The sequence below is a fragment of the Lysobacter soyae genome (assembly GCF_019551435.1).
Lineage (GTDB): Bacteria > Pseudomonadota > Gammaproteobacteria > Xanthomonadales > Xanthomonadaceae > Solilutibacter > Solilutibacter soyae.
In genome coordinates, this window is the sequence record NZ_CP080544.1 from 1,624,563 (window position 1) to 1,651,425 (window position 26,863).

A 26,863-nucleotide genomic window follows, 5' to 3' on the forward strand; every position below is an offset into this window, starting at 1 on the left:
AGGTCCCATGGCTCGAAAAACCTCCGCAGAAGACAACGCCCCCGCGAATCCGGTCGCCGAATTCGAGACATCGCTGGACGCGCTCGAAGCGCTGGTGGCGCGCATGGAAGGCGGCCAACTGACGCTGGAAGAATCGCTCGCGTCTTACGAGCAAGGTGTTGGTCTCTATCGCAAATGCCAACTGGCCCTTGAACAGGCCGAGCTTCGCGTGAAATTGCTAACCGATCTCGACCATCCCGAAGCGGCCAAAGACTTCCCCGGCTTGTCCGACCCTGCCGCGCAATGAGCAACGAGCTGATCGCCGCGCGCGCGCAATTGGATGCGTGGCACGCGGCTATCCAAGATGCCTTGGACGCAGTGATGCTGCAGGCAACGGGCAATGAACGCCTGCAGGCCGCGATGCAACACGCGATCTTGAATGGCGGCAAACGCATGCGGCCGCAACTGACCTTGGCGACGGCGTATGCGCTGGGCCAGGATCCGATGCGCGCCATGCAACCCGCACTGTCGGTTGAATTGGTGCATGGCTATTCCTTGGTGCACGACGATCTGCCAGCGATGGACGATGATGCCTTGCGTCGCGGACAGCCCACCGTGCATATCGCGTTCGACGAGGCCACTGCGATTCTGGCGGGTGACGCCTTGCAAACCTTGGCCTTCGAGGTATTGAGTGCGTCGCCGCACGATGCAGAAACGCGCATTGCCATGGTGGCCTTGTTGGCGCGCGCTTCAGGGATTGCCGGCATGTGCGGCGGCCAAATGCTGGACCTCGAAGCGACCGGCCACGTGCGTTCGCAATCACTCACAGCGTTGGAAACCTTGCACGCCCTGAAGACCGGCGCGCTGATTCGTGCCGCGGTGTTGATGGGTGCACTCTCGGCGCAGGCGAGCACGGAAGACACTGCGCAATTGGCGGTTTTCGCCGAACGCCTTGGGCTCGCCTTTCAAATTCGCGATGACATCCTGGATATCGAAGCCGACAGCGGCACGCTCGGCAAGACAGCGGGCAAAGATGTCGAACAAGGCAAGACCACCTTCCCGGCCTTGATCGGCATGGAGGCGTCGAAAGCGCGGCTTGGCCAACTGCAAGAAGAAATGCACGCATTGCTGCGTGCATTCGGGGACGCGGCCGAACCGCTCAGATGTTTGCTCACGCGCGTCGTCGAACGCACGCATTGAGCGCGATGCTTATTTGAGGAAGCGCATCGTCATCGGATAGCGATACGACTGGCCTTCATAGGCCTTCATTGCAGCGATGATGCCGAACACCACCCAGAGCACCGCAATCGCAGCCAGTGCCACCACGATGACCAGCACCACCGGTGCGGCCACCAGCGCGGCAAGACCCAACGTGGCAATGGTGGCGATCACCGCACCCACGCCCAACACCAATCCGACAATCACCGCCAAACACGCGTAAAGAAACATCGACAGGTTGAAGTTGAAACATTCCTTAGCATGCTCGGCCGCGAACGGATGACGGTCGCGCACCACAAACCAGACGCAAATCGCGACCACCGCGCCTGCAATACCCACCATCCAACTGGTGAAAAAGGCGGCCAGCAACGCGCCCAAATGCACGCCCGCTGCCCACAGGCGCTCTTCTTGGCTCAGTGCGTGGTTTTCAATGGTTTCCATTTCGTTTCTCCAAGCTAACCCTCAAATTCAATATGCGACTGAACCCATGACAGTTCAACCCAACTGAAGACCTGTTTTTGAGGCGGTCAAGGATGGGCGGACCGTTCAGGCGGCGTTGCCGGCGACGGTCATCGAGGGCACCCGGATGGCGCCGACGTGCAGATGCGAACGCGGATCGAAGTCCGCCGAGATCGCATCCATCTCTTGGAACATGGTCTTCAAATTGCCGGCAATGGTGATGCCGTCAACGGCGTACGCAATCTCACCATTTTCCACCAGGAAACCCGCAGCACCACGTGAATAATCACCGGTGATCATATTGACGCCCTGCCCCATCAAACTGGTGACAAGGAAGCATCGGGGCGTGTCTTGCAAGATCGATTTCAAGTCCGGCGCGTTGGCATTCACCCGCAGATTGTGCACACCGCCGGCGTTGCCGGTACTCGTCAAGCCGAGCTTGCGTGCCGAATAGCTGCCCAGCAAATAGCGCTGCAGAACGCCGCCGGCAACGATTGCGGACTCACGGGTGGCCACACCCTCGGCATCAAAGGACGTGGAGCGGAATCCGCCGGGCACGTGCGGCGTTTCCAGAATATCGACCCAGGAAGGAAACACCGGCTTGCCGGCGTGGTCTAGCAGGAAGCTGGCTTCGCGATACAGCGCGCTGCCGGAAACCGCACCCAAAAACGCACCGATCAATCCGCGGGCCATTTCCGGCGAGAACACCACCGGCATCGCGCCCGTGGGCAAAGAACGCGGCGACAGGCGTGCAACGGCTTCGCTCGCTGCGCGCTCACCGACCGATTGAGCGCTCTCCAACGCATCGCGGCGGATTGCTGTGGTGTACCAACCTTCTCGTTGCATCGCTTCGCCTTCACCCGCGATCAAGGCGCAGGCCAAGGTGTAGCCCGTATCCCGCTCGGTGCCGATGAAGCCATGCGAGTTCGCATACACGCCTACCGCACTGCTCGCGGCCATCGTGCAGCCATCGGAGTTGGTAATGCGTTTGTCGAACGCGCGACCCGCCGCTTCACAGGCGATGGCCTCGGCGACGAAGGCGTCGGCGTCGTAATGGGTCGGATGCCAGAGATCAAAGTCGCGGATGTCCTTCGCCATCAAGTCGGCATCTGCCAACCCCGAGGCGGGATCGGTTTCGGTGTATTTGGCGATGGCGCAGGCTTGTTCCACCGTCGCCTGCAAACTTTCTTCTGCCAGATCGCCGGTGCTCGCTGTGCCTTTGCGTTGACCGAAATACACGGTCAACGACACCCCGCGATCGCGGTTGGACTCAACCGTTTCCGCCTCTCCCATGCGCACCGTCGCCGTGAGTCCCGACGACTCCGAACAGTCGACTTCCGACTGGGTGGCGCCACGGGCTTTGCACATCTCGAGGACCTGTTCGGCCACCGAAGTCAGCAGTGCGATGCGTTCCGCACTGTCGTCACGGGCGGGGACATCAATCGGGGTCAAGGTGTTCAATGGCGTATCCTATTTGCAGCAAGGAGAATGTTATGGCGCGCGGTCGCGACGTTGAAACCGGTGAATTCATTGGCGAAAGCCGTAGCCAACAGCGGCGTGACGCGTTGGATGTGCTGGCCTTGGCCGAAACCTTGACCGGCTTGTCCGACGGGCAATTGGCGAAATTGCCGGTGCCGGAAGATCTGCTGCCGCATATCCGCGACGCGCAACGCATCACGTCGCATATCGCCCGGAAACGGCAGATCGCCTTTTTGGCCAAGCAGATGCGTCGCGAAGACGATGACACGCTGGATGCCATTCGTGATGCGATGGATGCCAGCAGTGAAGGGTCGAAGCGGCAAGTGGCGCTGATGCATCGTGCCGAAGCCTGGCGCAGCCGCTTGATCGAAGGCGGCGACGAGGCCCTGACCGCGTTCATTGCGGAAACGCCGAATGCCGATGCGCAAAATTTGCGGCAACTGGCGCGCAATGCGCGATCCGAAATGGCCGCGAACAAACCGCCGCGCGCTTTCCGTCTGCTTTACAAGGAAATCCTTGCATTGCAAACGGAACTGGAACTGGCGGGTCGCGACGTAATCGAGCATGACGGGGAAGACGACGCGGCTTAAGCGCTGGTGCCGCCGACGGTGATTTCGCTGATCAGCACCGACGGCTGCCCCACCCCGACCGGTACCGATTGACCGTCTTTGCCACACACGCCGACACCGGCATCCAACGCGAAATCGTGACCGATCATGGTCACTTTCTGCATCGTTTCCGGACCATTGCCGATCAAGGTCGCACCCTTCACCGGTGCGGTGACTTTGCCATCTTCGATCAAGTAGGCTTCGGTCGCCGAGAACACGTATTTGCCGTTGGTGATGTCCACTTGGCCACCACCGAAATTCACCGCATACAAACCGCGTTTGACCGACCGGATCATGTCTTGCGGATCATCCTGACCCGGCAGCATGTAGGTGTTGGTCATGCGCGGCATGACGGTGTGCGCAAATGATTCGCGACGCCCGTTGCCGGTCGGTGCCGCGCCCATCAATCGCGCGTTCAAACTATCTTGCATGTAGCCGGTCAATACCCCGTCTTCGATCAACGTCGTGCATTGCGTTTGCTGGCCTTCGTCGTCGCAATTGAGGGAACCGCGACGCCCCGGCAACGTGCCGTCGTCCACGATTGTGACGCCGGGCGACGCCACGCGTTGACCCATGCGCCCCGCATACGTGGAGGTGCCTTTGCGATTGAAATCGCCTTCCAATCCGTGACCCACCGCTTCGTGCAAAAGCACGCCGGTCCACCCGTTGCCCAAGACCACCGGCATGACACCGGCAGGCGCATCCACCGCCTCGAGGTTCAGCAGTGCCGAGCGCAGGGCTTCGCGCGCGAACTTTTCAGGCTGGCCATTGCCCAACAATTCCCGGTAGTCATAGCGTCCGCCGAAACCTGCGTAGCCGGACTCGCGACGACCGTTCTGCTCGACGATCACCTGCACATTCAAGCGCACCAAGGGTCGCACGTCGGCAGCCAAAATGCCGTCGCTGCGTGCGATCAACACGGTATCCACCGCACCGGTCAAGCTGACAGTGACTTGCCTGACACGCGGATCCAGCGATCGCACCAATGCGTCGACGGCGCGAAGCGCAGCGACTTTTTCGTCATTGGCCAGTGCATCGACCGGATCGATTGCCGGATACAGAACGCGCGACGATTGTGGTGCGAGCGATTGCGGTGCCAGTGCCTTGCCGTCATTGGCAATCGCACGCGCCGCGCGCGCCGCGTCTTGCAGTGCCACCGCACTGATGTCGCCCGAATAAGCGAAGCCGGTTTTCTCGCCACTGATCGCGCGGACACCGACGCCTTGCTCGATCGCATGTGCGCCCGTTTTGACGATGCCGTCTTCAATGCTCCAGCTTTCGCGCCTGGAATGTTGAAAATACAAATCCCCGAAGTCGATTCCCTGCCCCATGAGCGTCGAGAACGCGGGATCGATACGCGCGATGTCGAGCTCGAACGGCATCAAGAGTTTCGAGGATGCGACTTCGAGCATGGATTGCTGTGAGGTGTCCAATTCAATCATTTCTTTTTTCCATTCTTGTCCACCGATTCCACATGCGGATCGCTCCAAGGCCCGGTGACGTGATAGGTTTTTGCCGCCATTTGACCCAAGGGCTTTTTGAGAATCTGCCCGGCAACCGCACCGATGGCTGCACCGATGGGTCCACCTGCGACCGCGCCGGCCACCGTCAACATGTTGCCGGCTTTTGGGTACACATCTATGGTTTGGTCGAAAGTCTGGGATTCAAGGTTTGCGCTGCCGCGTATGTCGATGTCGGCGGCGGGCCCCTTGATTGAAAAATGATCAGTTTTCGCATAGCCGGCATCAAAGCGGATGTCGCCACTCACCGTGTCAAAGGCGAAACCCTGTGAAAAGAAGTCACTGAAGTCCAAGGTCAGGCGTCGCGGCAATCGGGCCACACTGAACAACCCGATGACACGTCCAACGCCGGGCTCGACCTTGACCAAGCTGCCCTCACGCATGTCCACATGGATTTTTCCGCTGAGTTTTGCCGTTCGCAAATCCATCGGACTGGCCGGCCAAGCGATATCTGCCGTGATGGCACCGCGCCCTTTGGACACCTGACCCACCGCGCCGAGCGCATCGACCAATTTGCCCAAGTTGCGGGTGTCCACAGTGAGCTTCAGCGCGGTCCTTGACGCCGACGCATCGCCCAACCAACTGCCGGTCGCTTCCATTTGCGTTTGCGGCGCCGTCGCCGAAAAGCGATCGACGGACACCCCCGCAGGCACCTGCGATGTTTTCAGACGCACGGCCGTCAGCTCCGCTTTGTCCACCCAGAGGGATCGGATGCTCAGGTCCAACGGCGGCAGCTTGCGTGGATCGGACAGCAAGCCTGTCGCGGCGTCGGATGACTTGGAAGGTGTACCGCTCGTTTTCGGCATGGCGATGCGCAGACGATCCAATCTCCCGACGATCGGCGCGTTACGAGCGCTGCCGACATGAATCGTGCCCTGCATCGCAGTGCCTGTAATGTCGATCTGCTTGCCGTCGCGCGTCGGTGTCATGCGCAGACGTGCGCCCGGCATAGCGGTGTCACCCACCATCAGCCGGTCCGCCCTGACGTCCAAACTGTTTACCGTGAGCCCCGGCGCCCCGGCGCTTCCGCTATCCATCACCGCCATCCATGCCAGCGCATCCATGGCGGGCACCGCCCCGTTGATGGTCACGCCACGTGCCGGCGGCAATCCGGCAGGCGCACCGCCCAACATCACGGCTACGCCGGTATTGGTGCTATGGCGACGCGCACGGACATTGGCAAGTCGTCCCATGCTGACTTGAATCTCTCCGGGGCCATCTATCGGCAGCGGAATACGCACCGTCGTCGGCAAACTCGTACCCGACGATTTATTGAAAGGTGCGGGCAGATTCATCGCGGTACCGACGAGAGTTGAGCGCAACTCAAGCGCATTGACCGTTTGTGCGCTCGCGCCGCGCGGCAATGCCACACCGACGGTCCAATCAGAACGCCCTTCGACACGATTGCCAAGCCACGCCAAATCCGGCACACGCGCCAACAAGCTTCGCGCGCCGGCATTCACCATCAGCCCGCCTTCGAACATGTTGCGAGCATCTTGCGTCCCGCTGCCGACGCGTAAGCTCAGTTTGCCTGCCTGACCCTCGTGAATCACCGCCAAATCCGGTGCTTTGAAACCATCGCGATTGAACTCACCCACGCCTTTGATTTGACTGAATTGAAGCTCATAGGTCTTATGCGTGGCTTCCACGCCGTTCAAGCTCACTAGCCCGTTTACTTCGAACTTCGCTTCGTCATGATGCAGCGGCAGTTTCAAATCCACACGCGCGCTGGCCGGGCCGGTCGCAATGATCGGATCGGTGTGCTCGCCGAATTCTTTTTGCAACGGGCTGCTGCGAATCAATGCCAAGAACTGCGATGCATCGCCCGCGCCTTCACCATGAATCAGGAGATCAGGCTTTCCGAGATTCTCGATATCGGCCGTGGCCTTTGCGAGTTTGATGCCGCTGATGCTGCCGTCCGCCGAAATCGCCATCCCCTTGCCTTTGAATTGCAGCGCGGCGTGGTTGCCGACCACTTCCGGCCAATCGGGTTGGAATTTCATGCGGAAATTGCGTACGTCGGCCAGGACTTCAAACAAGCCGTTTTGCTGGTCGAACGGCCATTCGTCCAAGTCGCCGGACACCAATACTTGGCCGCGCTCGACGGTGCCGGCAACCAATGCCGAATTGAGCCAATTGATGGCGGGCTTCGACATCACGTTGTGTACCCAGAAACCGCGTGCTTTGGTGACTTGCGCCGGCGCGGTCAACTCCACCGCGATGTCGATCCGCGGATGGCTGCCGTCGCCCTCCCAAAACAGTCCACCGCGCGCATCGAACGACGCATCGGGCCCTTTCAATGACAAACCGTTTGTGCCGACATGGATACCCGGTCCCTCGCGCCAAACCACGACCGTGCCCTGCGGGTTGAACTGATGTGGCACGCCGAATCCAGCGGGCCAATCAAACGTCCATTCGCTCGATGGCGCCAGATCGATACGCATGCCGGCTTCGTCGGCGGTGATCCGACCGGAAACACCGCGAATGCCGGGCGTCGAGGCCACCGGGTTGACACCGAGTCCTACCGCATCTGCATCCAGTTGCACGCGTCCATTGGCGAAGCGTCGCATCACGACATTGTCGAGTGTGCCGGCAGGCGCGGCCTGCGCAAGCCATTGGCGGAATTTGGCCGGCATGCGATCGGTGAGATCGGCAAACGACGAGACCAATCTGAGATTGATGCGATCAACAGCGACCGACATCGAATCACTGCTGTTGACTTCCAGTCCCTTGAGCTGTTGTTGCTGCCCCTGGCTTTGTATCGCCAGCTCCGGAATCTGCAGCGACCATTTGTCGGCACCGCGCGTGAAGAATGTCCGGCCGGTCAACCGATCGATGCGGATGGATCGCGGTGTTTCTTCCAAGGCCGTTGACTGCAAACGAATCGCTTGAAAGTCCACGTTGCTCTGCACCGCCGCGACGCGATTGTTCTTCATTGTGAGCCAAGCTTGGCCACTGCCTTTGCCTTCGACAATGGCGACACCGGCAAATTTGAGTACCGACGATTGACCGGACAAATCCAAGGATTTTCCACCGACATAGACGCGACCGGCGCCTTGCTTGCGATCGAATCGCATGACCGCATCCACCGGCAATTTGGCATTTTCCAGCCAAGCCCGCATCCCAACACGCACCACATCGCCATTGACCTGCGTGCGCACATCAACATGAGGCGAATACAGATTCAGCCCCAGCGAAGGCGCCAAGACGCGCAGCTTGCCGTCGACGACTTGGAGTTCGCCCAAGCGCTCCAAGGTCGAGAACGGATCACCGCCGGTCGACTGGCCCGGCAAACCATGCACCCGCCATTCGCCGGCATCGCTTCTTTCGAGTGTGATGGCGACGCCGCGAATCCGCAGCTCGGTCAATCGGCGACCCGGCCACCAGCCGCTGTATTGCGACACCAATAGCTCGGCATCGCCCACACGCAAGGGATTGCCGACCGGACCCACACGCATATTCTTGAGTTTCAGCAGAGGACCCGATCGCGTCCATTGGGCTTGCAAGTTGTCAAAACGCACGGGCCGCCCGGCCTTCTTCGACAACCAAGCGCTGACCTGCTGCGGATGACTTTCCAACCAAGGCATGAAACGTGCGATGCCCATCATCAGCAACGCCAACAGCAAGAGCTTGGCGCCGAGCAGGTAGTAAACGCTTTTTCCAGCGAGATGAAGGTGCCGCTTCATGCCTTACAGCAGCACCACGTCGTACTGCTCCTGCGAGTAGTGTTCGTCGGCTTGAAAGCGAATTGTCTTGCCCAGGAATTCTTCGAGCTCGGCCACAGCCGCGGACTCCTCGTCAGTGATCCGGTTGACCACCAAGGTGGAAGCAATCACCAGCAGCTGGTTCGCATCGAATTGACGCACTGCACGGGTTATTTCGCGGAAGATCTCATAGGTGATGGTTTCGGAGGTCTTCAACGTGCCGCGTCCGTTGCAGGTAATGCAGGGTTCGCAGAGTTGCCGCTCCAGCGATTCGACGGTGCGCTTGCGGGTCATCTCCACGAGGCCCAGCGGCGAAAAATCGTAGACCGTGGTCTTGGCATGATCCTTCACCAACGAACGCTCAAGCGTTCGTAGCACCTGCCGGCGATGCTCGGGGTCGTGCATGTCGATGAAATCAATAATGATGATGCCGCCGAGATTGCGCAGCCTGAGTTGCCGCGCCACGGATTGCGCCGCTTCCAGATTGGTGCGGAACACCGTTTCTTCCAACGTGCGTTGACCTAGGAAAGAACCGGTGTTCACGTCCACCGTGGTCATCGCTTCGGTTTGATCAATCACCAGATAGCCGCCCGATTTCAACGGCACTTCCTTTTGCAGGGCCCGCTGGATTTCATCTTCTACGCCGTAAAGATCGAAGATCGGCCGCGCACCGGTGTAATGCTCGACTTTCTCGGCCAACTGCGGCATGTACTGTGCGGCAAACTCGCGCAATCGATCGCAGGTTTCGCGCGAGTCGACACGCACCCGCTCCACGTTGCTGCGCATCAAATCGCGCACCGCGCGCAAAGGCAGAATCAAATCTTCGTAAATACAGGCACCGACCGGCGCGGTGCGTGCGCGATCTTCGATCAGCCCCCACACGCGCGACAGGTAGGCGAGGTCCTCTGCCAAGGCTTCGGCAGGCTGGCTCTCGGCATTGGTGCGAACGATGAATCCCGAGCCGCCGGTCAAAGACAGCTCTTGCACCAACGATTTCAAACGGGCCCGCTCTTCATCCGCTTCGATGCGCGATGACACGCCGATCACTTTGGATTGCGGCAGCATGACGAGGTACCGTGACGGCACGCTCAATTGCGTGGTCAAGCGCGCACCCTTCGAGCCGATCGGGTCCTTCAAGACTTGGACGACGATATCTTGACCGTCTCTCAACAATTCCGAGATGGGTCTTACTTGCGGCGGCGGATTGCCCTCTTCGATGACAGCCTCGTCCGTCGGCAAGGGCGTGCTGTTGCGGAAAATATCGTTCGCATGCAAAAACGCGGCACGTGGCAAACCGATGTCGACGAAGGCCGCCTGCATGCCGGGCATGATCCGTTGCACTTTGCCCTTGTAGATATTGCCGACCACACCGCGACGCCAACCACGCTCGATGTGCAACTCCTGCAACATGCCGTTCTCGACGACGGCCACGCGTGTTTCGCGCGGCGTCACATTGACGAGAATGTCTTCCGTCATTGCGCCCCACCTGCGGCGAACAAACCGTATGCGCGCAAGGCATGGGCGGTTTCGAACAAGGGCAAGCCCATCACGCCGCTGGGACTGCCTTCGACATGCGCGATAAATGCTTGCGCCGCCCCTTGGATGGCATAGGCACCTGCCTTGCCCTCCCACTCGTCCCCGGCCAGATAGCCGTCGAGCATCGCCTGATCGAGCGTCCCGAAGCGGACGCGAGTCGTGGACATTTCCCGAAGCTCTTGACCCGCCGAGACCAACCACACCGCGGTGATGACCTCGTGCGTTTTTCCGGACAGCGCCTCAAGCATGCGTCGCGCATCGTCGCGATCGGTCGGTTTGCCGAAGACCTCGTCGTCCAAGACCACTTCGGTATCCGAACCCAAGACCACCGCACTGGGGTTGGACATGACCTTCAGCAATCCGGCGCCGGCCTTTTCACGGGCCACCCGACTGACGTAATCGGCGGGGGGTTCACCGGGCAATCGCACCTCGGGGATGTCCAAATCAAGCAGCCCGAATTGCACGCCCAAACGTGCGAGCAGGTCTGCGCGGCGGGGGGATCGCGAGGCTAAATAGAGCATCGCTCAAGAATACCGCGTGAACCTGTATGCACACAGGTTTCGCTGAATCTTTGGCAACCATTCCGGCGTATTCGACCCCGAACCCCATCATTCCCCGTTCACCGCCTATAACGCACTGTGCGTTTTGAACTTTGAGGAGCTGCTGTATGAACCACGCCCCGAAATACTTGGCCCTAGCACTGGCCCTTTCACTGACGAGTTTCGCCATGCCCGGACACGCCCAAAATGCCGCCACCGTTGCTGCCGGCACCCAATCCCAAGACGGCACACTGATCTCGGTTTCCGCGCAGGCCTCGGCCAAACGCGTGCCCGACATCGCGACGATCTCCACGGGTGTCGTGACCCAAGCGGAAGATGCCAATACGGCCATGCGTTTGAACGCCGAGAAGATGACCCGCGTCAATGCGGCCATCAAGACCGCCGGCATTGCCTCCCGCGATATCCAAACCAGCGGCGTCAATCTCAATGCGCGCTACGACTACGAGAACGGCAAGACGCCGCGGATCACCGGTTACGAAGCACGCAACACCGTCAGCATCAAAGTGCGTGACCTGACGAAGCTGGGCAAGTTGATGGACAGCTTGGTGGCCGCCGGTGCGAATGATTTGAACGGCCCGAGCTTCGAAGTCGACAAGGCCGACGAAGCCTATGACGAAGCGCGTTTGAGCGCGCTGGAGAAGGCGCGTAAGCGTGCCGATTTGTATGCGAATGCACTCGGCCTGCGCGTTCGTCGCATCGTCAGCATTGATGAGGGCGGCGGCATGATGAATCCGGTGCCGGTAATGCGAGCGATGAGTGCGAATGCCTACGCTGGCAAAGCGGCTGACACCGAGATCGCCCCGGGCGAAAGCAGCCTCGGTGTGACGCTCAACATTGTTTACGAATTGGGCAAGTAAACGCTTCTCAGAAGCAAACCCTTGCCATCGCTACGCGCGGTGGTAAGGGTGATTTGCCAGTAGGGAGGTCGCCCGATAGAGCTGTTCGGCCACTACGACACGCACCAACATGTGCGGCAACGTGAGCGGCCCCAAGGACCAGCATTCATCGGCCCGCGCCCGGACTTCCGCCGCGTGCCCTTCCGGACCGCCGATCAAGAACACCAGATCCCGTCCTTGGCCACGCCAATGTTCCATGCGTTGCGCCAGTTGCTCCGACGACCAAGTCTTTCCCGGCCCGTCCAGTGCCACCACCCAAGCGCCTTTCGGAATGCACTCGAGGACTCGCTGTCCCTCTTCAAAGGTGGCACGTTGCGCGTCGCGACCTTTGCCGCGAATGCCGGGCGCTACTTCATGCAACTGAAGTGGCAGGCTGTGCGACAAGCGTTTTTTGAAATCTTCGAAGCCTTCCGTCACCCAGGACGGCGGTTTTTCACCGACAGCGATCAAGTGCGCCTTCATGCGCGCACGCAGTCCGAATCAGCGGATATCGCTGTCACGCGATTCCGGCGGCTCGTCACCCACGGTCCACAGGCGCTCCAGCGCATAGAACTCGCGGACGCGGGGCAGCATGACGTGAACCACCACATCGCCGAGATCCACGAGCACCCACTCGGCCTCGCGTTCACCCTCGACGCCGAGCGGTTGGCAATCGAGCTTCTTGGATTCCCGCACCACTTCGTCGGCAATGGACTTGACGTGGCGGGTCGATGTGCCGGATGCGATGACCAGGAAATCGCAGACGCTGGTTTTGCCGCGCACGTCGATTTCGACCACTTCCACGCCTTTCAAGTTTTCAACGGCGGTATGCACGTGTTTCAAGAGCACATCCGCGGGTGGCGGCGGATTGGGCAGTTGGGTCTTGATGACGTGGGCTTGGTTGGTCAAGTGCGATTACTCCGGTGGATAGGGCGAATTATAGGACAGGCATCGCCTCGGGGCTCGACTCAATGCCCGAGGGGCACCGTTCTGCATCCCAAAGCCTCGAGCACGCCGTGAACGGCGGGCACGCCTGCCAACAGGGGTGCGGTTGCGGTCAAGAGACCCATCAAGAGGAGTCCACCTGCGGCCAGGTGCTTGCCGCGTCCGTGCTGCAATCTTTGTGCAACGCGCGCGCCGGCCCAGGTCAGCGGCACCATCGCCAACAGCGTGCCTGTGCCGAACGCGGCCATGGTCAGGGCGCCATGCCATGCACTGCCCTGCAACCATGCCGCGGTCAACAGGGTCGTGCTCAACCCGCACGGGAGCCAACCCCACAGCAATCCCGCCATCAAACGCTTCGATGCCGTGTCGGCAGGAACGAGTTGTTTTTGGAGCGGTTGCAACCATCGCCAATAGCGCCCGCCCGGCGACTTCAGGAAACCGAGTCGACCGCGCGTGTCCAACATGCGCAACGCGACAATGATCAGCACCACACCGACCAAAGACCGCAAAATCAAGGCCAGCTGGGCATTTCGCGCCACCTGAAGCAGACCGCTTCCCACCGCGCCGACGGCGGCACCGGCCAGTGTGTATCCGGCGACGCGCCCTATGTTGGGTTGCAATGCCACCCAGAACGAAGGACGAGCGGTACGCGCATTGATGCCGGTGGCGATACCGCTACACATCAATACGCAATGCGCACTGCCGATCAATCCGCTCAGGAGCGCGCCCGCAACAACAATCCAGTCAATCGGCATCGGCTTTTTCGGCGGCGGCGGTGGGCGCCTCTTCATCCACCAGGATATCGAGAGCGGCGCTTTCCAAATTGTCGAACTGACCCTTGCGCACCGCCCAGATGAACATCCAGATGGCCACGATCAACAGCAACAGACTGATCGGAATCAGGACCAGCAACATGTTCACGGCTTGCCGAGCTCCAAGCGCAGCGGGACGGCCGAAGGGAGTCGCACGCGTTGCGGCGCCGTTTCGACATCGTTTTCGCCGCGGTTCGCGGAACCATCGACCGAGAGACGCGCAAAGACTTCCACCTCCTCGACACCGCTCAGTTTGGCGGTCGGCATGGGACTGTCCGCATCGGTCAGACGCAGGCTTGCCGGGAGTTCAGACAAGGACAGCTTGCGCGCCGCCACCGGCATCGGCGGACCGTTCGGCACACGCGCGATGACGAACACGGCAGAGTCAGCGTTCCAACGCGGATCTTTCGCCAACGCAGGATTGATGGTCAGTGCGATGTCGATGGCATGCGTTCCCGCCGTTGTTTTCCGTTCGGGCATGTCGATGGCGGGCAGTCCCGCCGCTGTCCGCGCCAAATTGACTTGTGGCAGCAAGGCTTCCGCCGCCGCCGGCTCGACACGTGCCAACAGAGGCGTCCACATCTCTGCCGCCTCCGCGTTCTTGCCCTGCTGCCGCAACGCCACCCCCATGAACCAACGGGCGCGTTCGTTGTCGGCATCCAAACGCAATGCTTTGTCGAGCAGGGCCAATGCATCCGCATCAAACAAATGTTTCGGGTCTGCCATGGCGCGTGATTCGGCGGCATCGGTCAGCAGCGCGACGTTTGCAGGTGCCAACGCGCTGGCCTTTGCAAACGCATCGCGGGATTTCACGAATTGATTGTCCTGCCGATAGGTTTGCGCCAACAACGCCCATCCTTCGGCCTGGGCGGGATCTTTCGCCAGCGCGGTTTCCAGTTGGTAGATGGCGTCTTTCAAGGAACGCGGTTGGTTCACCAATCGCGCGTCCAATGCGGCCGACGTGCCCAACTGCGTGTAGAGCGCACCGACGCTGACCGCACAAATCAACAACAGCGCAAGACCCAAGACAAATTGGCGTTTAAACACGGGGTACAGCACCAGCGCCATGACTACCACCACCAGCACCGCGGCAATGACGAGGAATTGGGTATTCACCACTCTTGCTCCTCGTCGGATGTGGTCACGCTGCTTTTCGGCGAATTCGATTGACGGCGCTTGACCACGGCAAACAACACCAGTCCGCCCCCCAGTAACAGAAGACCCGGCGCCAACCAAAGCAGTACATTGGCACCCTGCATGCGCGGGCGGTACAAAACAAACTCGCCGTAGCGTTGCACCAGGAAGGTTTTGATTTCGGCATCGCTCATGCCCTTTCGCATCAGCGCCAACACTTCAACACGCAGATCGCGCGCGATGATGGCGTTGGAGTCCGCCAGCGATTGGTTTTGGCACATCACGCAGCGCAGCTCCGATGAAAGCGCATGAAAACGTGCCTCCTCTTGCGCGCTGCGGAAGGTCAAGGGCGCGATGTTGGAATCGGTTTGGGCGACCGCGATCGGCGCAACAAACATCCAGCCTGCGAACAAGACAGCGGCCATCAGGCGTCGAAGAACTACTGGCCTCATGCGGCTGCCCCCGGCGCTGTTTTGAAACGTTTGTCCGCGGCGGTGATGAAGGCACCCAATGCCATCAAGATCGCACCGAACCAAATCCAACGAACGAAAGGTTTCACATGTATACGGACAGCCCAACTGCTGCTGCCGCTGTTCGCCGCACCCGGCGCCATGTCCAACGGCTCGCCCATGGCGACATAGACATCACGGAAGACGCCGCGTGAAATCGCCGACTCGGTCATCACTTGTCCACCGGCAACGTACTTGCGTTTTTCAGGGAGCAGGACCACTTCCCCACCCTGCGCACCACGCATGATGACGCGGCCCTGATCGGAGATGTAGTTCGGACCTTCTTTATGCGTGGCGCCCTTGAACGTGAACGCGTTGCGTCCGATCGTCACCGTGTCGCCCGGCCGCATCGCCAACTCCCGTTGCGTGCTGAGTGCCTCGGTCAATAGCGCACCGACCAAAAACACGGCAATGCCCGTATGCGCGAAGGCCATCCCGACCATCTCCAGCGTCATTTTCGCGCCCGCGCTCTTGGACTTCAGACGCGTCTGCACGAAGCGCCAAGTCCCCAGCGCCACCCATACGGCGGCGGCGATGCCGGCCGCGGTTTTCAATCGACCTTGGGGCGCAACAAAGAAAGCGATCACACCGCAGACCAACGCAAACAGCGCCCAAGGCCACAGCATCCTGGCGACGCGGCTGCCCTGCTCACGCTGCCAATAGGTCAACGGTCCGAACGGAATCAACACCACCAATGGCGCCATCAACAGGATAAACAGCAGACCGAAGTACGGCGGACCGACCGACACTTTGCCCAAATTCAAAGCATCCGCCAGCAACGGATACAAGGTGCCGATCAACACCATCGCGCAGGCCGAGGCCAGCAACAAGTTGTTCGCCATCAACAGGGTTTCCCGCGAATTGAATTCGAACGGCTTCGCTTGCGCGGCGCCGTGGGTCGTATGGGCGCGCAGGGCATACAAAATCAAAGAGCCGCCGACAACACAGCCCAAGAACACCAAGATGAAAACGCCGCGTGTGGGATCCGCCGCGAACGCGTGCACGCTGGTCAACACGCCGGACCGCACCAAGAAGGTGCCGAGCAGCGACAGCGAGAACGCGGCGATCGCGAGCAACAGGGTCCAACCGGCAAAACTCCCGCGCTTTTCAGTCACCGCTTGCGAATGCAACAGAGCGGCACCTGCCAGCCACGGCATGAAGCTGGCGTTTTCGACCGGATCCCAAAACCACCATCCGCCCCAACCCAACTCGTAGTAAGCCCACCAAGAACCGATCATGATGCCGAGCGTCAAGAAGCCCCAAGCGGCATTCGTCCACGGGCGCGTCCAACGCAACCAACGCGCATCCATTTGACCTTCCAACAACGCGGCCACGGCAAAGGCGAACGGCACCGCGAAGCCGACATAGCCCAAGTAGAGCATCGGCGGATGCGCCACCATGCCCGGGTCCTGCAGCAAGGGATTGAGATCCTGGCCATCGGCGGCAGCGGGAAGCAATCGTTCAAACGGATTGCTGGTGAACACCAGGAAAGCAAGGAAGCCGGCTGACACAAAGCCCATCACACCGAGCACACGTGCCATGACCGTTAACGGCAGTTTTCTTGAGAACATCGCGACTGCGGCGGTCCACACCGCAAGGATCAATGCCCACAGCAACAACGAGCCTTCGTGCGCGCCCCATACCGCTGTGACGCGGTACAGCGTCGGCAGCAACGAGTTGCTATTGTCGGCCACGTATTTGATGGAGAAGTCCTGACGCAGGAAGGCCATCGTTAAGATCAGGAATGCCAAGCCCACCATGGCCAATTGCGCCGCCGCAGCGGGGCGGGCAATCTCCATCCAATCGCGCCGGCCACCATGCGCACCCCACAAGGGCAAGACGCATTGCAGGGCCGCCACGATCATCGCGAGAATGAGGGCAATTTGTCCGATCTCAGGCAACATTCGTGCCGTTCTCCAATAAGGCGCCGCCGGGCGGATACCCGACCATTGCATAACGCACTAGGATACCCCGCCCTCCAAGCCCGAACCGGACAGCCTCAATGCGTTCAGCGTCACAATCAACGACGATGCGGCCATGCCCACGGCGGCCATCCAAGGCGTCACCCAGCCCATGGCCGCAACCGGCAGGGCCACAACGTTGTAGGCCAGCGCCCAAAACAGGTTCTGCGCAATGACTTTGCGCGTGGTTCGGGCCAATCGCAGCGCCGCCGGCAATTTGGTCAAACGCGTGCCGGACAACACCAAATCGGCCGCACGCTGCGCAAGTGCGGCGCCCTCGCCCATGGCCATGGACACATCGGCACCCGCTAGTACCGGCGCGTCGTTGATACCGTCACCGACCATGCCGACCACATGCCCGATGGATTGCAGATTGTGCGCGCGGGCGAGCTTGCCTTCGGGCGTTTGCCGCGAAGACCATTCGGTGATGCCCAATGTCCGCGCAACTTCTGCCACTTTGGCCTCAGCGTCGCCACTGCAAAGGTGCAATGCAATGCCCTGTGCGTTCAATTGACGCACCGCTTCGGCGGCATCCGGGCGCAAGGTTTCACCCATGCCGAATCGTGCGACCACTTCGCCATCGGCACTCATCCACAAGTCACCATCGTCGACGTCGGCATTGCCGGTCACAAAGCGCGCATGGCCGATTTTGACGTTGTGACCGGCCACCTCACCGGTTGCGCCCGCGCCGTGCAAGACCTGCACGTCACGCGCAGCCAATCCCTGGTCAAACGGCAGGAACGCTTGCGCGATGGGATGCCCGGTGTCTCGCTCCAGCGCAGCGACCCACGCCAACACATCGGCTTGTTCGAATGGCGCGAGCAACGCTACACGCGCGAGGGTGGGCGAACCGGTGGTCAGTGTGCCCGTCTTGTCGAACATGACATCGGTCACCCGCGACAAACGCATCAAGGCGTCGGGGCTCAGCGGCAAGATGCCCCATTTCGACAAACGGCCGTTTGCCGCGGCGACCGCCGCCGGAATGGCCAGAGACAAAGCGCAAGGGCAACTCACGACCAATACGGCGAGCATCACTTCAAATGCGCGTTCAGGGGCATGCATACGCCAAAACGCGTAAACCGCGCAGGCGGCGATCACCATTCCCACAACAAACCATGCGGCGATTCGATCGGCCACATCCGCCAGATGCGGGCGGTGTGCCTGTGCACGTTCGACCACGGCAGCCAACTGCGAAATTCGCGTTTGCGCGCCCGTGTGGGTGACGCGTACGCGCGCCGGGGTGTGAACGCACATGGAGCCAGCCAACACCGTATCTCCCTGAGCCTTTTCAACAGGTGCCGACTCACCCGTGAGCAGACTTTCGGAAAACGCCGCGGCTTCCTCCAACAAAATGCCATCGGCGGGAACGGCCTCACCTACCGCAACGGCGACCACTGCGCCCGGGGTCAAACTCGCGGCCGGAACTTGAGCGCGGGTGACTTCGCCGTCTTCATGCCGGGTTTCCAAGGTGGCGAACTGTGGCCGCGCGCGCGCCAGCGCATCGACTTGCGCCGAGGCGTGCTGACGGACGCGCTGCTCCAACATCCGCGCGACGAGCAGCAGAAAGACGAACATCACCGCCGCGTCGTACCAGACATGCGGGCCGCCGCGCACGGTTTCCCACACACTCGCCGCCCACGCGCACAAAATGGAGATCGACACCAAAGCATCCATGCCCGGACGTCGGTTTTTCAACTCACGCCACGCGCCGGAAAGAAACGGCCAGCCTGCCCAAAAAACCACCGGCGTGGACACGAGGAAGGTGATCCAACGGAAAAAATCGCGCGTCGGAATCGGCATCTGGTTGCGCGTATCGAGGTAAAGCGCTTCCGCAAACATCATCGCTTGCATGCTGGCAAGACCGGCAACACCGATACGCACCAGCCAAATGTTGCGTTGTTTGCGCCGCGCCTCTTCTTGCGCAATGCCGCCTGCAAGAAAGGGGCGATAACCCAGCGCGTTGAGACGATGCAGCAAGAAGGAGAGTCGGGTTTTTTCCGTGTCCCAAACAATCCGAATGCGACCCGTCACGGCGTTGGCACTGACCGATTGAACGCCTGCCTCACGCATCAGCGCACGATCAATCAGCCACGCGCAGGCCGCGCAATGCATGCCGTCAGTGAGCACGGTGACTTCCCGGCCTCCTGCAACATCTCGCGCATGCTCACGCAATACCTCTTCACGATCCCAAATCGCCAAATCGGTCGGCGCTTCATCAATTCGTGGTGCGGGTGCCGTGCGCAGTTGGTAGTACGCGTCCAAGCGCGCGTCGCGAATCCATTGCGCGGCCGTCGCGCAGCCGTTGCAACAGAAGTCGTGCGTTGTGCCGTCAATCAGCGCCTGGACAGGTGCGGCGCCAAGCGGCTCATCACAGTGGAAACAGGTCGCGTTGGGTGTGTTCACAGGCGTGCTCAGCGCGTCGCCGCCGGCAGAAGGCGGCTTCACTGCGCGACGGCGAGTGACGGCGCGAGCAAGGCGGCCTGCTGTCCTGCGGGCCAGCGTCCTTCCAAACGCCAACTGCCATCCTGTGGTTCAAGTTCGAGCAGCCAGTCGTGACCTGTTGGCAGGGCAACTTCCGCAGCCCATCCATGAACCGTGCCGATCAACGACACGCTGCGATCCTCGTCGGCGGTGACCGGATGATGCAACTTCAAGATCAAGTTTTGAGAGCGATCGAATGTGCCCGATGCGGGATACACCTCAAGGCGCTTCCCGTCCCACTTGATCAAGGCCTTCAAGCCCCGTTGCATGGCTTGCTCAACCGGCCCTGTATTGGCAACTTGAATCTGACCGGTGCGTTCAACGCGGTCGGCAACCCGATCCACACCGCCCGCTCGGCTGGCCGCCCAAAACAATCCGCCGACGGCAAAAAAAGACAAGGCCGGGATTGCCGCCACCAACCACACCATGGGCTCGCGCCAAGGCGAGCGTTGTTCGGTTTTCATTCCATCGGCCCAAAGAAACTGCTTTTCACGTCGGCACGGCTCTGTCCGTCGGCGGATCGAATGGTGAACATGATCGCCTGACGTCCGCGCATCGACTTGGGCCCCTCAACCAACAAGGGTGCCTCCATCACGTCTCCCGCAGCCACATGCACAGGCTTCGTGGCGCGCAACGCCAACGATGTGCCCGGTGCCGCGAGGCTGACCACGTAGTCTTGCGGCAGATCGGTTTTGTTGGCGATTTTCAGGGTGTAGCCATTCTCGATTGCGTCGGCCGTCTCGCGGTACAGCGCGTTGCGATCCCGAAGGATGTCGGCAATCATCGTGCTGCGGTTGGCGAGGCCGTACATGAAAGCGGCGCACAGCCCCAGCAACAGAAATCCGTAGATCCAAATGCGCGGACGCATCACTTGGGTCGTGCCGCCATCAATGGCGTTCTGCGTGGTGTTGCGGATCAAGCCGTGCGGATAGCCCATCTTGTCCATCACATCGTCACAGGCATCGATGCAAGCGCCGCAGGCGATGCACTCGTATTGCAAGCCATTGCGAATATCGATACCCACCGGGCAGACCTGCACGCAAATCGTGCAGTCGATGCAATCTCCGAGTTCTTCCGGACTAAATTTCGGCAACGGTTCCGCGCTGCCGGGATCGAAAGTGATGGTGCCCTTGGCGTGGGCGCGGTTATCCGCGGCGGTCGGATGCTGGGCGACGCGGAAGACATAGTCGTAAGCCGTCAATTTGTCCAGTAAACCGCGTCCGCGTTCGAGCACGCTCGGCAAACCGCGCTTGCGCGGGCCGCGCGGTTCGCCACGCATGGGGTCATAAGCAATGATCAACGTGTTGCGATCGAACATCGCGCTTTGGAAACGCGCATAAGGGCACATGTATTTGCAGACCTGTTCGCGCAAGAACCCAGCATTTCCCCAGGTTGCCAACGCGTAGAACAGCACCCAAAAGGTCTCCCAACCGCCCCAAGCCAACTGCGGTAGACGCGCAGCCAATTCACGAATGGGCGTGAAGAATCCGACGAAGGTGAACCCTGTCCACAGGGCAAACACAATCCAGAGCAAGTGTTTACCCGTTTTGCGGACGATCTTGTTGCGATTCCATGGACCGGCATCCAATTTCATGCGGGCGTTGCGATCGCCTTCCGTCCAGCGTTCCATCCACAAAAACGTTTCCGTCCACACGGTTTGCGGACAGGCATAGCCACACCACAACCGACCCGCCAGCGCCGTGAAGAAAAACAACGCCATCCCCGCAATGATGAGCAACAACGCCAACAAAGGAAAATCTTGCGGCCACAAGGTAATGCCGAAAATGTGAAATTTCCGCGCCGGCAAATCGAACAGAATGGATTGGCGTCCGTCCCATTTCAGCCAAGGGAAGAGGTAGAACATTCCCAACAGTACGAAAACGGCGACCCGGCGCAGCCGGTCGAAGCGACCGCGCACATCACGCGGATAGACCTTCCGTTCGCTCACATAGTTGGAGAGATTCTCTTCCTCCAACGCAATGTCGATGGCTTTTTTCACTTTTATTCCAGCGGTATTTCCGCTTAGGTGTCCAATCTTTGGTTGAAACGGCTCGAGGGACGCAACAGCAACCACGTAAACAAACTCGACGCGGACGTGGCTGCCCAAAACATGAAGAAGCCGACCGTGTAACCCAAGCCGCGCGTCATCGGCAGATCGGGAAAGCTCATGTCACGCATGATGATCGGATCCACGAAGGCGAAGAAGACCATGGTGCATACGCCCGCCGCGAAAAAACTCGGCCACAAAATGGCGCCGATGCGTTGGGCCAACGGGCGGCGCGGATGGTCGAACGGGCGTTCGGCTTCCATCAATGCGCACCCGAAGATTCGGTTGGATGGGAGATGGACCAAACATAGGCACCGACCACCCGCGTGCGCGTATCACCGAGCAAGGGCAAGTGCGGCGGCATGATGCCGTGCCTGCCGTTTTGAATCGTCTCGCGAATGGCTGCGGTGGAATCGCCATACAGCCAATCGTGGTCGGTCAGGTCGGGCGCGCCGATGGCTTGATTGCCTTTGCCTTCTTTGCCGTGACAAGCAACGCACACGCCCTCGTACATCGCCTTGCCTTGCGAGGCCATATAGTTGTTTTTCAACAGTTCCGGATTCGACAAGGTACGCACATAGGCCGCCACGGCATCCACGGCGCTCGGACCGCCCATGCCGGTCAAGACGGTTCCCCAAGGTGTCATCAGGCCCTCGCGGCCATGTTGGATGCTGGTCAGGATGTCTTCGGGCTTGCCGCCCCACTTCCAGATGTTGTCGGTGAGATTCGGGTATCCGTTGGTTGCGCCCTTACCCGATGAGCCATGGCAGGTGGCGCAGTTGTTGGCAAAGATCGCGCGACCCATTTTGACCGCGGTCGGATCTTTGGCGATTTGGTCGATCGACATGCCTTTGTAGGGCGCGAATGCTTTGTCGATCTTCGCATCGTCGAGTTTCTTTTGCTGATCGTGCTCGGCCGCGGACGTCCATTTCGAGACGCCTTTGAAGTTGCCGAAGCCCGGATACCACACCAGGTAGCCGACCCCAAAAATGATCGTCATCCAGAACAAGATCATCCACCAACGCGGAAGCGGCTTGTTGTACTCGGTGACATCGCCGTCCCAAATATGACTGGTGTCTGTCGGCTTGGGATCTCCGGGGCGGCGCTTCGCGGTCCACATCAAAAGCGCGGCAACCCCCACGATATTGAAGGTGACAAGCACGATCACATAGATAGACCAACCGGTCGTCATTTCACATCCCCTTCCGATTCTTCCAGCGGCAAGCGTGCCGCAGCATCGAATACCTCGCGGCGGCGCGGGCTCCAAACCCACAACCAGCCTGCAACGAACAAGACCAAAAGAGCGAGCGAGATGATGCCCGACAAGGTGCCAGCGCTCATTGCGCACCTGCCTTCATGGCCGCGGCATCATTGGCGCGATTCTGCGCGCGCGCTCTACCCAGGCCCTGCAAATACGCGACCACCGCATCGAGTTCGGTTTTGCCGGCGACGTCTTTAGGTGCGTTGTTGATGTCTGCTTCGGTGTAGGGATCGCCCAAGCGCTTCAACGCGCGCATATGCGATTGCAACTGCGCGGGATCGATTTTGTTTTCAGCCAGCCAGGGGAACGACGGCATGTTGGATTGCTCGACCAACGCGCGCGGATCCTTCAGATGCTCGCGATGCCATTCATCACTGTACCGGCCGCCCACACGCGCCAAGTCCGGACCGGTGCGTTTGCTGCCCCATTGGAAGGGACGGTCATACACCGACTCGCCGGCCAACGAATACTGGCCATAGCGTTCGCTCTCGAAACGCAAGGTGCGGATCATCTGGGAATGGCAGTTGTAGCAACCTTCGCGCACGTAGATATCGCGGCCCGCCAGTTGCAACGCCGGATACGGCTTGATACCCGGCAACGGTTTGATGGCTTCGGCCTGGAACATCATCGGCACGATTTCCGCCAAGCCGCCGAAAGACACAGCGATGGTGATGAGGATGGCCAGCAGACCGACGTTGCGTTCGATCTTTTGGTGGGCGTTTGAGCCGGCGGCGTGATCCGGTTTCTTGTCTTGTGTGCTCATGTGTGTATTCCTCAGGCCACGCGCGCGTCAGACGGGTGCGGTTGCAGCACCGGATTTTGTACGGGTTTTGCAGCGGCAAAGGTCTTCCACATGTTGTAAGCCATCAACAACATCCCTGCGACAACCAACAAGCCGCCGGCGGCGCGCACAAAGTAGTACGGATACGTGGCCTGCAGAGCTTCGACGAAGCTGTAGGTCAACGTGCCATCGGACTTGGTTTGACGCCACATGAAGCCTTGCATCACGCCGGCAATCCACATCGATGCGATGTACAACAAAACGCCGATGGTGTGGATCCAGAAATGGGTATCGATCCATTTCACCGAATGCATTTGTTTGGCGCCCACCAACTTCGGCACCAAGGCGTAGATCGAGCCGATGGAGATCATCGCGACCCAGCCCAATGCACCGGCGTGGACGTGACCGACGGTCCAGTCGGTGTAGTGCGACAGTGAATTCACGGTCTTGATCGACATCATGGGACCTTCAAACGTTGCAATCATGTAGAAGCTGATCGCCACGATCAGGAACTTCAAGATCGGGTCGGTGCGCAATTTGTGCCAAACGCCCGACAGGGTCAGGATGCCGTTCATGGCACCGCCCCAGCTCGGTGCAAGCAAGATCAACGAGAACACCATGCCCACCGACTGCGCCCAATCAGGCAACGCGGTGTAGTGCAAATGGTGCGGACCGGCCCACATGTAGACCGCAATCAACGCCCAGAAGTGAACGATGGACAGCCGATAGGAGTAAATCGGGCGGCCCGCTTGTTTCGGCACGTAGTAATACATCATGCCGAGGAAGCCTGCGGTGAGCAGGAAACCGACGGCGTTGTGGCCATACCACCACTGCGCCATGGCATCCACCGCACCGGCGTAGGCCGAATACGACTTCATTGCACCCGCCGGCATTGAGATGTTGTTGACGATGTGCAGCAAGGCGATTGCCAGAATGTAACCGCCGTAAAACCAGTTCGCGACGTAGATGTGATTGACGCGGCGCTTGGCAATGGTGCCGAAGAACAACACGGCATAGGCGACCCAGACGACTGCGATGGCGATGTCAATCGGCCATTCCAGTTCGGCGTATTCCTTGCCTTGGGTGTAGCCAAGCGGCAGCGAAATGGCGGCGGCCACGATGATGGCTTGCCAACCCCAGAAAACGAAAGCGGCCAATTTGTCCGAAATCACCCGCGTATGGCAGGTCCGTTGAACCACATCGAGGCTGGTGGCAAACAATGCACAGCCGCCGAAGGCGAAAATCACGGCGTTGGTGTGCAAGGGACGCAGACGGCCGTACGACAGCCAAGGAATCCCCTCGCCCAATGTCGGCCAGTACAACTGCGCCGCAATGAACAATCCGACGGTCATGCCCACAACGCCCCAAATCACAGTGGCGATGGCGAACTGCTTGACGACTTTGTCGTTGTAATAACCCAGCGGTGCGGCCTGATTGGTCGCGGCCACCGTTGCTTGAACGGATGCATTACTCATTGCGTTTCTCGATCCGGCACAGTATCCATCAAATCATAGTGCCGCATTCAAGAAAAAGTCACCTTGATCCAGATCAAATGCTCACAGCGAACGTGAATAAGTCGGACTGGTCGAGGCGGCGCGGCTTGCCAGATATTTGTCGAAGCACATGGCGATATTGCGCAGAAACAGCCGCCCCTTGGTGGTGACTTGGAGGCCGTCTTCATCGCGCTGCAACAGGCCGTCCTGCTCAAAGCCGGCGGTCGCCGCGAGTTCGGATTGAAAATAAGACGCCGCATCGATCTGGTATCGGTTTGACAGCTCGGTCAGGGGGACTTTTCCCTGACACATCAGGCCTTGGATCAGATCCGCGCGCAAGATGTCGTCTTCATCCAAAGTCATCCCGCGAAACACCGGCAAGCGCCCGTCGTCCAGCGCCGTCTCCCAGCCGGGCAAATCGCGGGGGTTTTGACTGAAGGTATCGCCGATTTTGCTGATGGCACTGACTCCCAGCCCCAACAAGTCGGTCTCGGCGTGGGTGGTATAGCCCATGAAATTGCGGTGCAATGAACCGGCCGCCTGCGCGCGCGCCAAACTATCGCCCGGCAGCGCGAAATGGTCCATGCCGATATAGACATAACCGGCCGCCGTGAGGGTTTCAATCGCGGTTTGCAGTAAGCGGAGACGTGTTTGCGCCGTCGGCAACAGGCTCGCATCCAGCTGTTTTTGCGGCTTGAACAGGTGCGGCAAATGCGCATAGCCGTAAACAGCCAGCCGGTCCGGACCGATGTCCAACACTTCATCCAAGGTCTTCTTGAAGCGATCGACCGTTTGATTCGGCAAGCCGTAGATCAAATCGATGTTCACCGATTCGAAGCCATGGGTCTTGCAGGCATCAACGATGGCACGCGTCTCTTCGATCGATTGCACGCGATTCACCGCGGCCTGCACTTCCGGATTGAAATCCTGGACGCCCAGACTGGCTCTATTGAACCCGTAGTCGGCGAGTTTCGCGATATCCGGCGGTGACACGAAGCGCGGATCAAGTTCGATCGAAATGTCCCGATCGCGGGCACGGGAAAAATTGAACTGCCCGCGCAAAACCTCGACCACCTCGCCCAATTGCGCCGGCGACAGGAAGTTGGGCGTGCCGCCGCCGAAATGCAGTTGCACCACTTCACGATCGCGATCGAACTGCTTGGCAGCCAAGTCGATTTCGCGGTAGAGGCGCAATAAGTACGTCTCCGCCTTGGCCTTGTCGCGCGTGATGATCCGGTTGCACCCGCAGTAGAAGCACGGAGACTCGCAGAAGGGCACATGTACGTACAGCGAGAGCCTTCTCGGAATCGGCTCATCATTGGAGCGGGCGATCGCGGCCGCCAGATCCGGCGGTCCGAATCGATCAGAAAATTGGGGAGCAGTGGGATAGGAGGTATAGCGCGGCCCTGCCGTATCGTAACGACGAAGCAATTCCGGTTCGAGGGAGATGCCGACGGGAGTCATGCCAATGAATTTAGGCGTACCCGAAGATATTTGCGTT

The 26,863-nt window shown here is 60.0% G+C and carries 26 protein-coding genes; 4 read left to right on the forward strand and 22 right to left on the reverse strand.

Annotation, left to right across the window (positions count from 1 at the left end):
• Positions 1-7: 7 nt before the first annotated feature.
• Entirely contained in the window at positions 8-286 is a 279-nt protein-coding gene (locus H8L67_RS07850) for an exodeoxyribonuclease VII small subunit (RefSeq protein WP_220379287.1), read from the forward strand.
• Positions 283-1,179: a polyprenyl synthetase family protein gene (locus H8L67_RS07855; RefSeq protein WP_220379288.1), complete on the forward strand. Its 897-nt coding sequence runs from the start codon at positions 283-285 to the stop codon at positions 1,177-1,179. The genes H8L67_RS07850 and H8L67_RS07855 overlap by 4 nt, the downstream gene beginning before the upstream one ends.
• Before the next feature lie 9 nt (positions 1,180-1,188).
• Here H8L67_RS07855 and H8L67_RS07860 read toward each other — a convergent pair whose 3' ends face one another.
• Entirely contained in the window at positions 1,189-1,638 is a 450-nt protein-coding gene (locus tag H8L67_RS07860; protein ID WP_220379289.1) for a DUF4870 domain-containing protein, read from the reverse strand.
• Between the two features lie 105 nt (positions 1,639-1,743).
• Positions 1,744-3,117: a metalloprotease PmbA gene (pmbA, locus tag H8L67_RS07865; RefSeq protein ID WP_220379290.1), complete on the reverse strand. Its 1,374-nt coding sequence runs from the start codon at positions 3,115-3,117 to the stop codon at positions 1,744-1,746.
• Positions 3,118-3,149: 32 nt separating this feature from the next.
• Between pmbA and yjgA the strand changes: the two genes are divergently transcribed.
• Positions 3,150-3,725 (forward strand): ribosome biogenesis factor YjgA, encoded by a 576-nt coding sequence (gene yjgA / locus H8L67_RS07870; RefSeq protein ID WP_220379291.1) that lies wholly within the window; start codon positions 3,150-3,152, stop codon positions 3,723-3,725.
• Here the strand turns inward: yjgA and tldD are convergent.
• Genes tldD through H8L67_RS07890 form a run of 4 tightly spaced genes read right to left on the reverse strand, consistent with a single transcriptional unit; the run spans position 3,722 to position 11,024 of the window.
• The gene (gene tldD, locus H8L67_RS07875; protein WP_434063434.1) at positions 3,722-5,155 is read right to left on the reverse strand and encodes a metalloprotease TldD; all 1,434 of its coding nucleotides are present in this window, start codon (positions 5,153-5,155) and stop codon (positions 3,722-3,724) included. The two genes, yjgA and tldD, sit on opposite strands and share 4 nt — an antisense overlap.
• Positions 5,156-5,181: 26 nt before the next feature.
• A complete protein-coding gene (locus H8L67_RS07880; protein WP_220379293.1) occupies positions 5,182-8,949 on the reverse strand; it encodes a YhdP family protein in 3,768 nt (1,255 codons plus the stop codon).
• A gap of 3 nt (positions 8,950-8,952) precedes the next feature.
• Positions 8,953-10,443 carry a ribonuclease G gene (gene rng, locus H8L67_RS07885; protein ID WP_220379294.1) on the reverse strand — a complete coding sequence of 497 codons (1,491 nt, stop codon included), beginning with the start codon at positions 10,441-10,443 and terminating at the stop codon, positions 8,953-8,955.
• Complete coding sequence (locus H8L67_RS07890) at positions 10,440-11,024, reverse strand: Maf family protein (protein WP_220379295.1); 585 nt, start codon at positions 11,022-11,024, stop codon at positions 10,440-10,442. The genes rng and H8L67_RS07890 overlap by 4 nt, the downstream gene beginning before the upstream one ends.
• 146 nt (positions 11,025-11,170) lie before the next feature.
• Here H8L67_RS07890 and H8L67_RS07895 point away from each other — a divergent pair, with 146 nt between their 5' ends.
• On the forward strand, positions 11,171-11,920 hold the full coding sequence (locus H8L67_RS07895) for an SIMPL domain-containing protein (RefSeq protein WP_220379296.1): 750 nt from the start codon (positions 11,171-11,173) through the stop codon (positions 11,918-11,920).
• A gap of 30 nt (positions 11,921-11,950) precedes the next feature.
• On the opposite strand, the gene rlmH is transcribed toward H8L67_RS07895, so the two are convergent.
• From rlmH to hemN, 16 genes are all read right to left on the reverse strand, one after another.
• Positions 11,951-12,421: a 23S rRNA (pseudouridine(1915)-N(3))-methyltransferase RlmH gene (gene rlmH / locus H8L67_RS07900; RefSeq protein WP_220379297.1), complete on the reverse strand. Its 471-nt coding sequence runs from the start codon at positions 12,419-12,421 to the stop codon at positions 11,951-11,953.
• 18 nt (positions 12,422-12,439) lie between these two features.
• Positions 12,440-12,847, reverse strand: coding sequence for a ribosome silencing factor (gene rsfS, locus H8L67_RS07905; RefSeq protein WP_220379298.1), 408 nt, complete (start codon positions 12,845-12,847; stop codon positions 12,440-12,442).
• A gap of 59 nt (positions 12,848-12,906) precedes the next feature.
• On the reverse strand, positions 12,907-13,638 hold the full coding sequence (locus tag H8L67_RS07910; RefSeq protein WP_220379299.1) for a sulfite exporter TauE/SafE family protein: 732 nt from the start codon (positions 13,636-13,638) through the stop codon (positions 12,907-12,909).
• Positions 13,628-13,798, reverse strand: a complete 171-nt coding sequence (ccoS, locus tag H8L67_RS07915; RefSeq protein ID WP_343222355.1) for a cbb3-type cytochrome oxidase assembly protein CcoS — start codon at positions 13,796-13,798, stop codon at positions 13,628-13,630. The genes H8L67_RS07910 and ccoS overlap by 11 nt, the downstream gene beginning before the upstream one ends.
• A gap of 2 nt (positions 13,799-13,800) precedes the next feature.
• The gene (locus H8L67_RS07920) at positions 13,801-14,811 is read right to left on the reverse strand and encodes a tetratricopeptide repeat protein (RefSeq protein WP_220379301.1); all 1,011 of its coding nucleotides are present in this window, start codon (positions 14,809-14,811) and stop codon (positions 13,801-13,803) included.
• Positions 14,808-15,254 carry a cytochrome c-type biogenesis protein gene (locus H8L67_RS07925; protein WP_434063435.1) on the reverse strand — a complete coding sequence of 149 codons (447 nt, stop codon included), beginning with the start codon at positions 15,252-15,254 and terminating at the stop codon, positions 14,808-14,810. Before H8L67_RS07925 ends, H8L67_RS07920 begins: the two co-directional genes overlap by 4 nt.
• Positions 15,255-15,277: 23 nt before the next feature.
• Entirely contained in the window at positions 15,278-17,242 is a 1,965-nt protein-coding gene (locus H8L67_RS07930) for a heme lyase CcmF/NrfE family subunit (RefSeq protein ID WP_220379302.1), read from the reverse strand.
• 57 nt (positions 17,243-17,299) lie between these two features.
• Positions 17,300-19,744 (reverse strand): heavy metal translocating P-type ATPase, encoded by a 2,445-nt coding sequence (locus H8L67_RS07935; RefSeq protein WP_255555939.1) that lies wholly within the window; start codon positions 19,742-19,744, stop codon positions 17,300-17,302.
• On the reverse strand, positions 19,741-20,244 hold the full coding sequence (locus H8L67_RS07940; protein WP_220379303.1) for a FixH family protein: 504 nt from the start codon (positions 20,242-20,244) through the stop codon (positions 19,741-19,743). The genes H8L67_RS07935 and H8L67_RS07940 overlap by 4 nt, the downstream gene beginning before the upstream one ends.
• Complete coding sequence (locus H8L67_RS07945; RefSeq protein ID WP_220379304.1) at positions 20,241-21,779, reverse strand: 4Fe-4S dicluster domain-containing protein; 1,539 nt, start codon at positions 21,777-21,779, stop codon at positions 20,241-20,243. Before H8L67_RS07945 ends, H8L67_RS07940 begins: the two co-directional genes overlap by 4 nt.
• Before the next feature lie 23 nt (positions 21,780-21,802).
• Positions 21,803-22,090, reverse strand: a complete 288-nt coding sequence (locus tag H8L67_RS07950; protein WP_220379305.1) for a hypothetical protein — start codon at positions 22,088-22,090, stop codon at positions 21,803-21,805.
• Positions 22,090-23,019, reverse strand: a complete 930-nt coding sequence (gene ccoP, locus H8L67_RS07955) for a cytochrome-c oxidase, cbb3-type subunit III (RefSeq protein WP_220379306.1) — start codon at positions 23,017-23,019, stop codon at positions 22,090-22,092. Before ccoP ends, H8L67_RS07950 begins: the two co-directional genes overlap by 1 nt.
• Positions 23,016-23,168, reverse strand: coding sequence for a cbb3-type cytochrome oxidase subunit 3 (locus H8L67_RS07960; RefSeq protein WP_220379307.1), 153 nt, complete (start codon positions 23,166-23,168; stop codon positions 23,016-23,018). Before H8L67_RS07960 ends, ccoP begins: the two co-directional genes overlap by 4 nt.
• Complete coding sequence (gene ccoO, locus H8L67_RS07965) at positions 23,165-23,851, reverse strand: cytochrome-c oxidase, cbb3-type subunit II (protein WP_220379308.1); 687 nt, start codon at positions 23,849-23,851, stop codon at positions 23,165-23,167. Before ccoO ends, H8L67_RS07960 begins: the two co-directional genes overlap by 4 nt.
• Positions 23,852-23,862: 11 nt before the next feature.
• Complete coding sequence (gene ccoN, locus H8L67_RS07970) at positions 23,863-25,344, reverse strand: cytochrome-c oxidase, cbb3-type subunit I (RefSeq protein WP_220379309.1); 1,482 nt, start codon at positions 25,342-25,344, stop codon at positions 23,863-23,865.
• An 81-nt stretch (positions 25,345-25,425) separates the two neighbouring features.
• On the reverse strand, positions 25,426-26,826 hold the full coding sequence (hemN, locus tag H8L67_RS07975; RefSeq protein ID WP_220379310.1) for an oxygen-independent coproporphyrinogen III oxidase: 1,401 nt from the start codon (positions 26,824-26,826) through the stop codon (positions 25,426-25,428).
• Positions 26,827-26,863 lie beyond the last annotated feature (37 nt).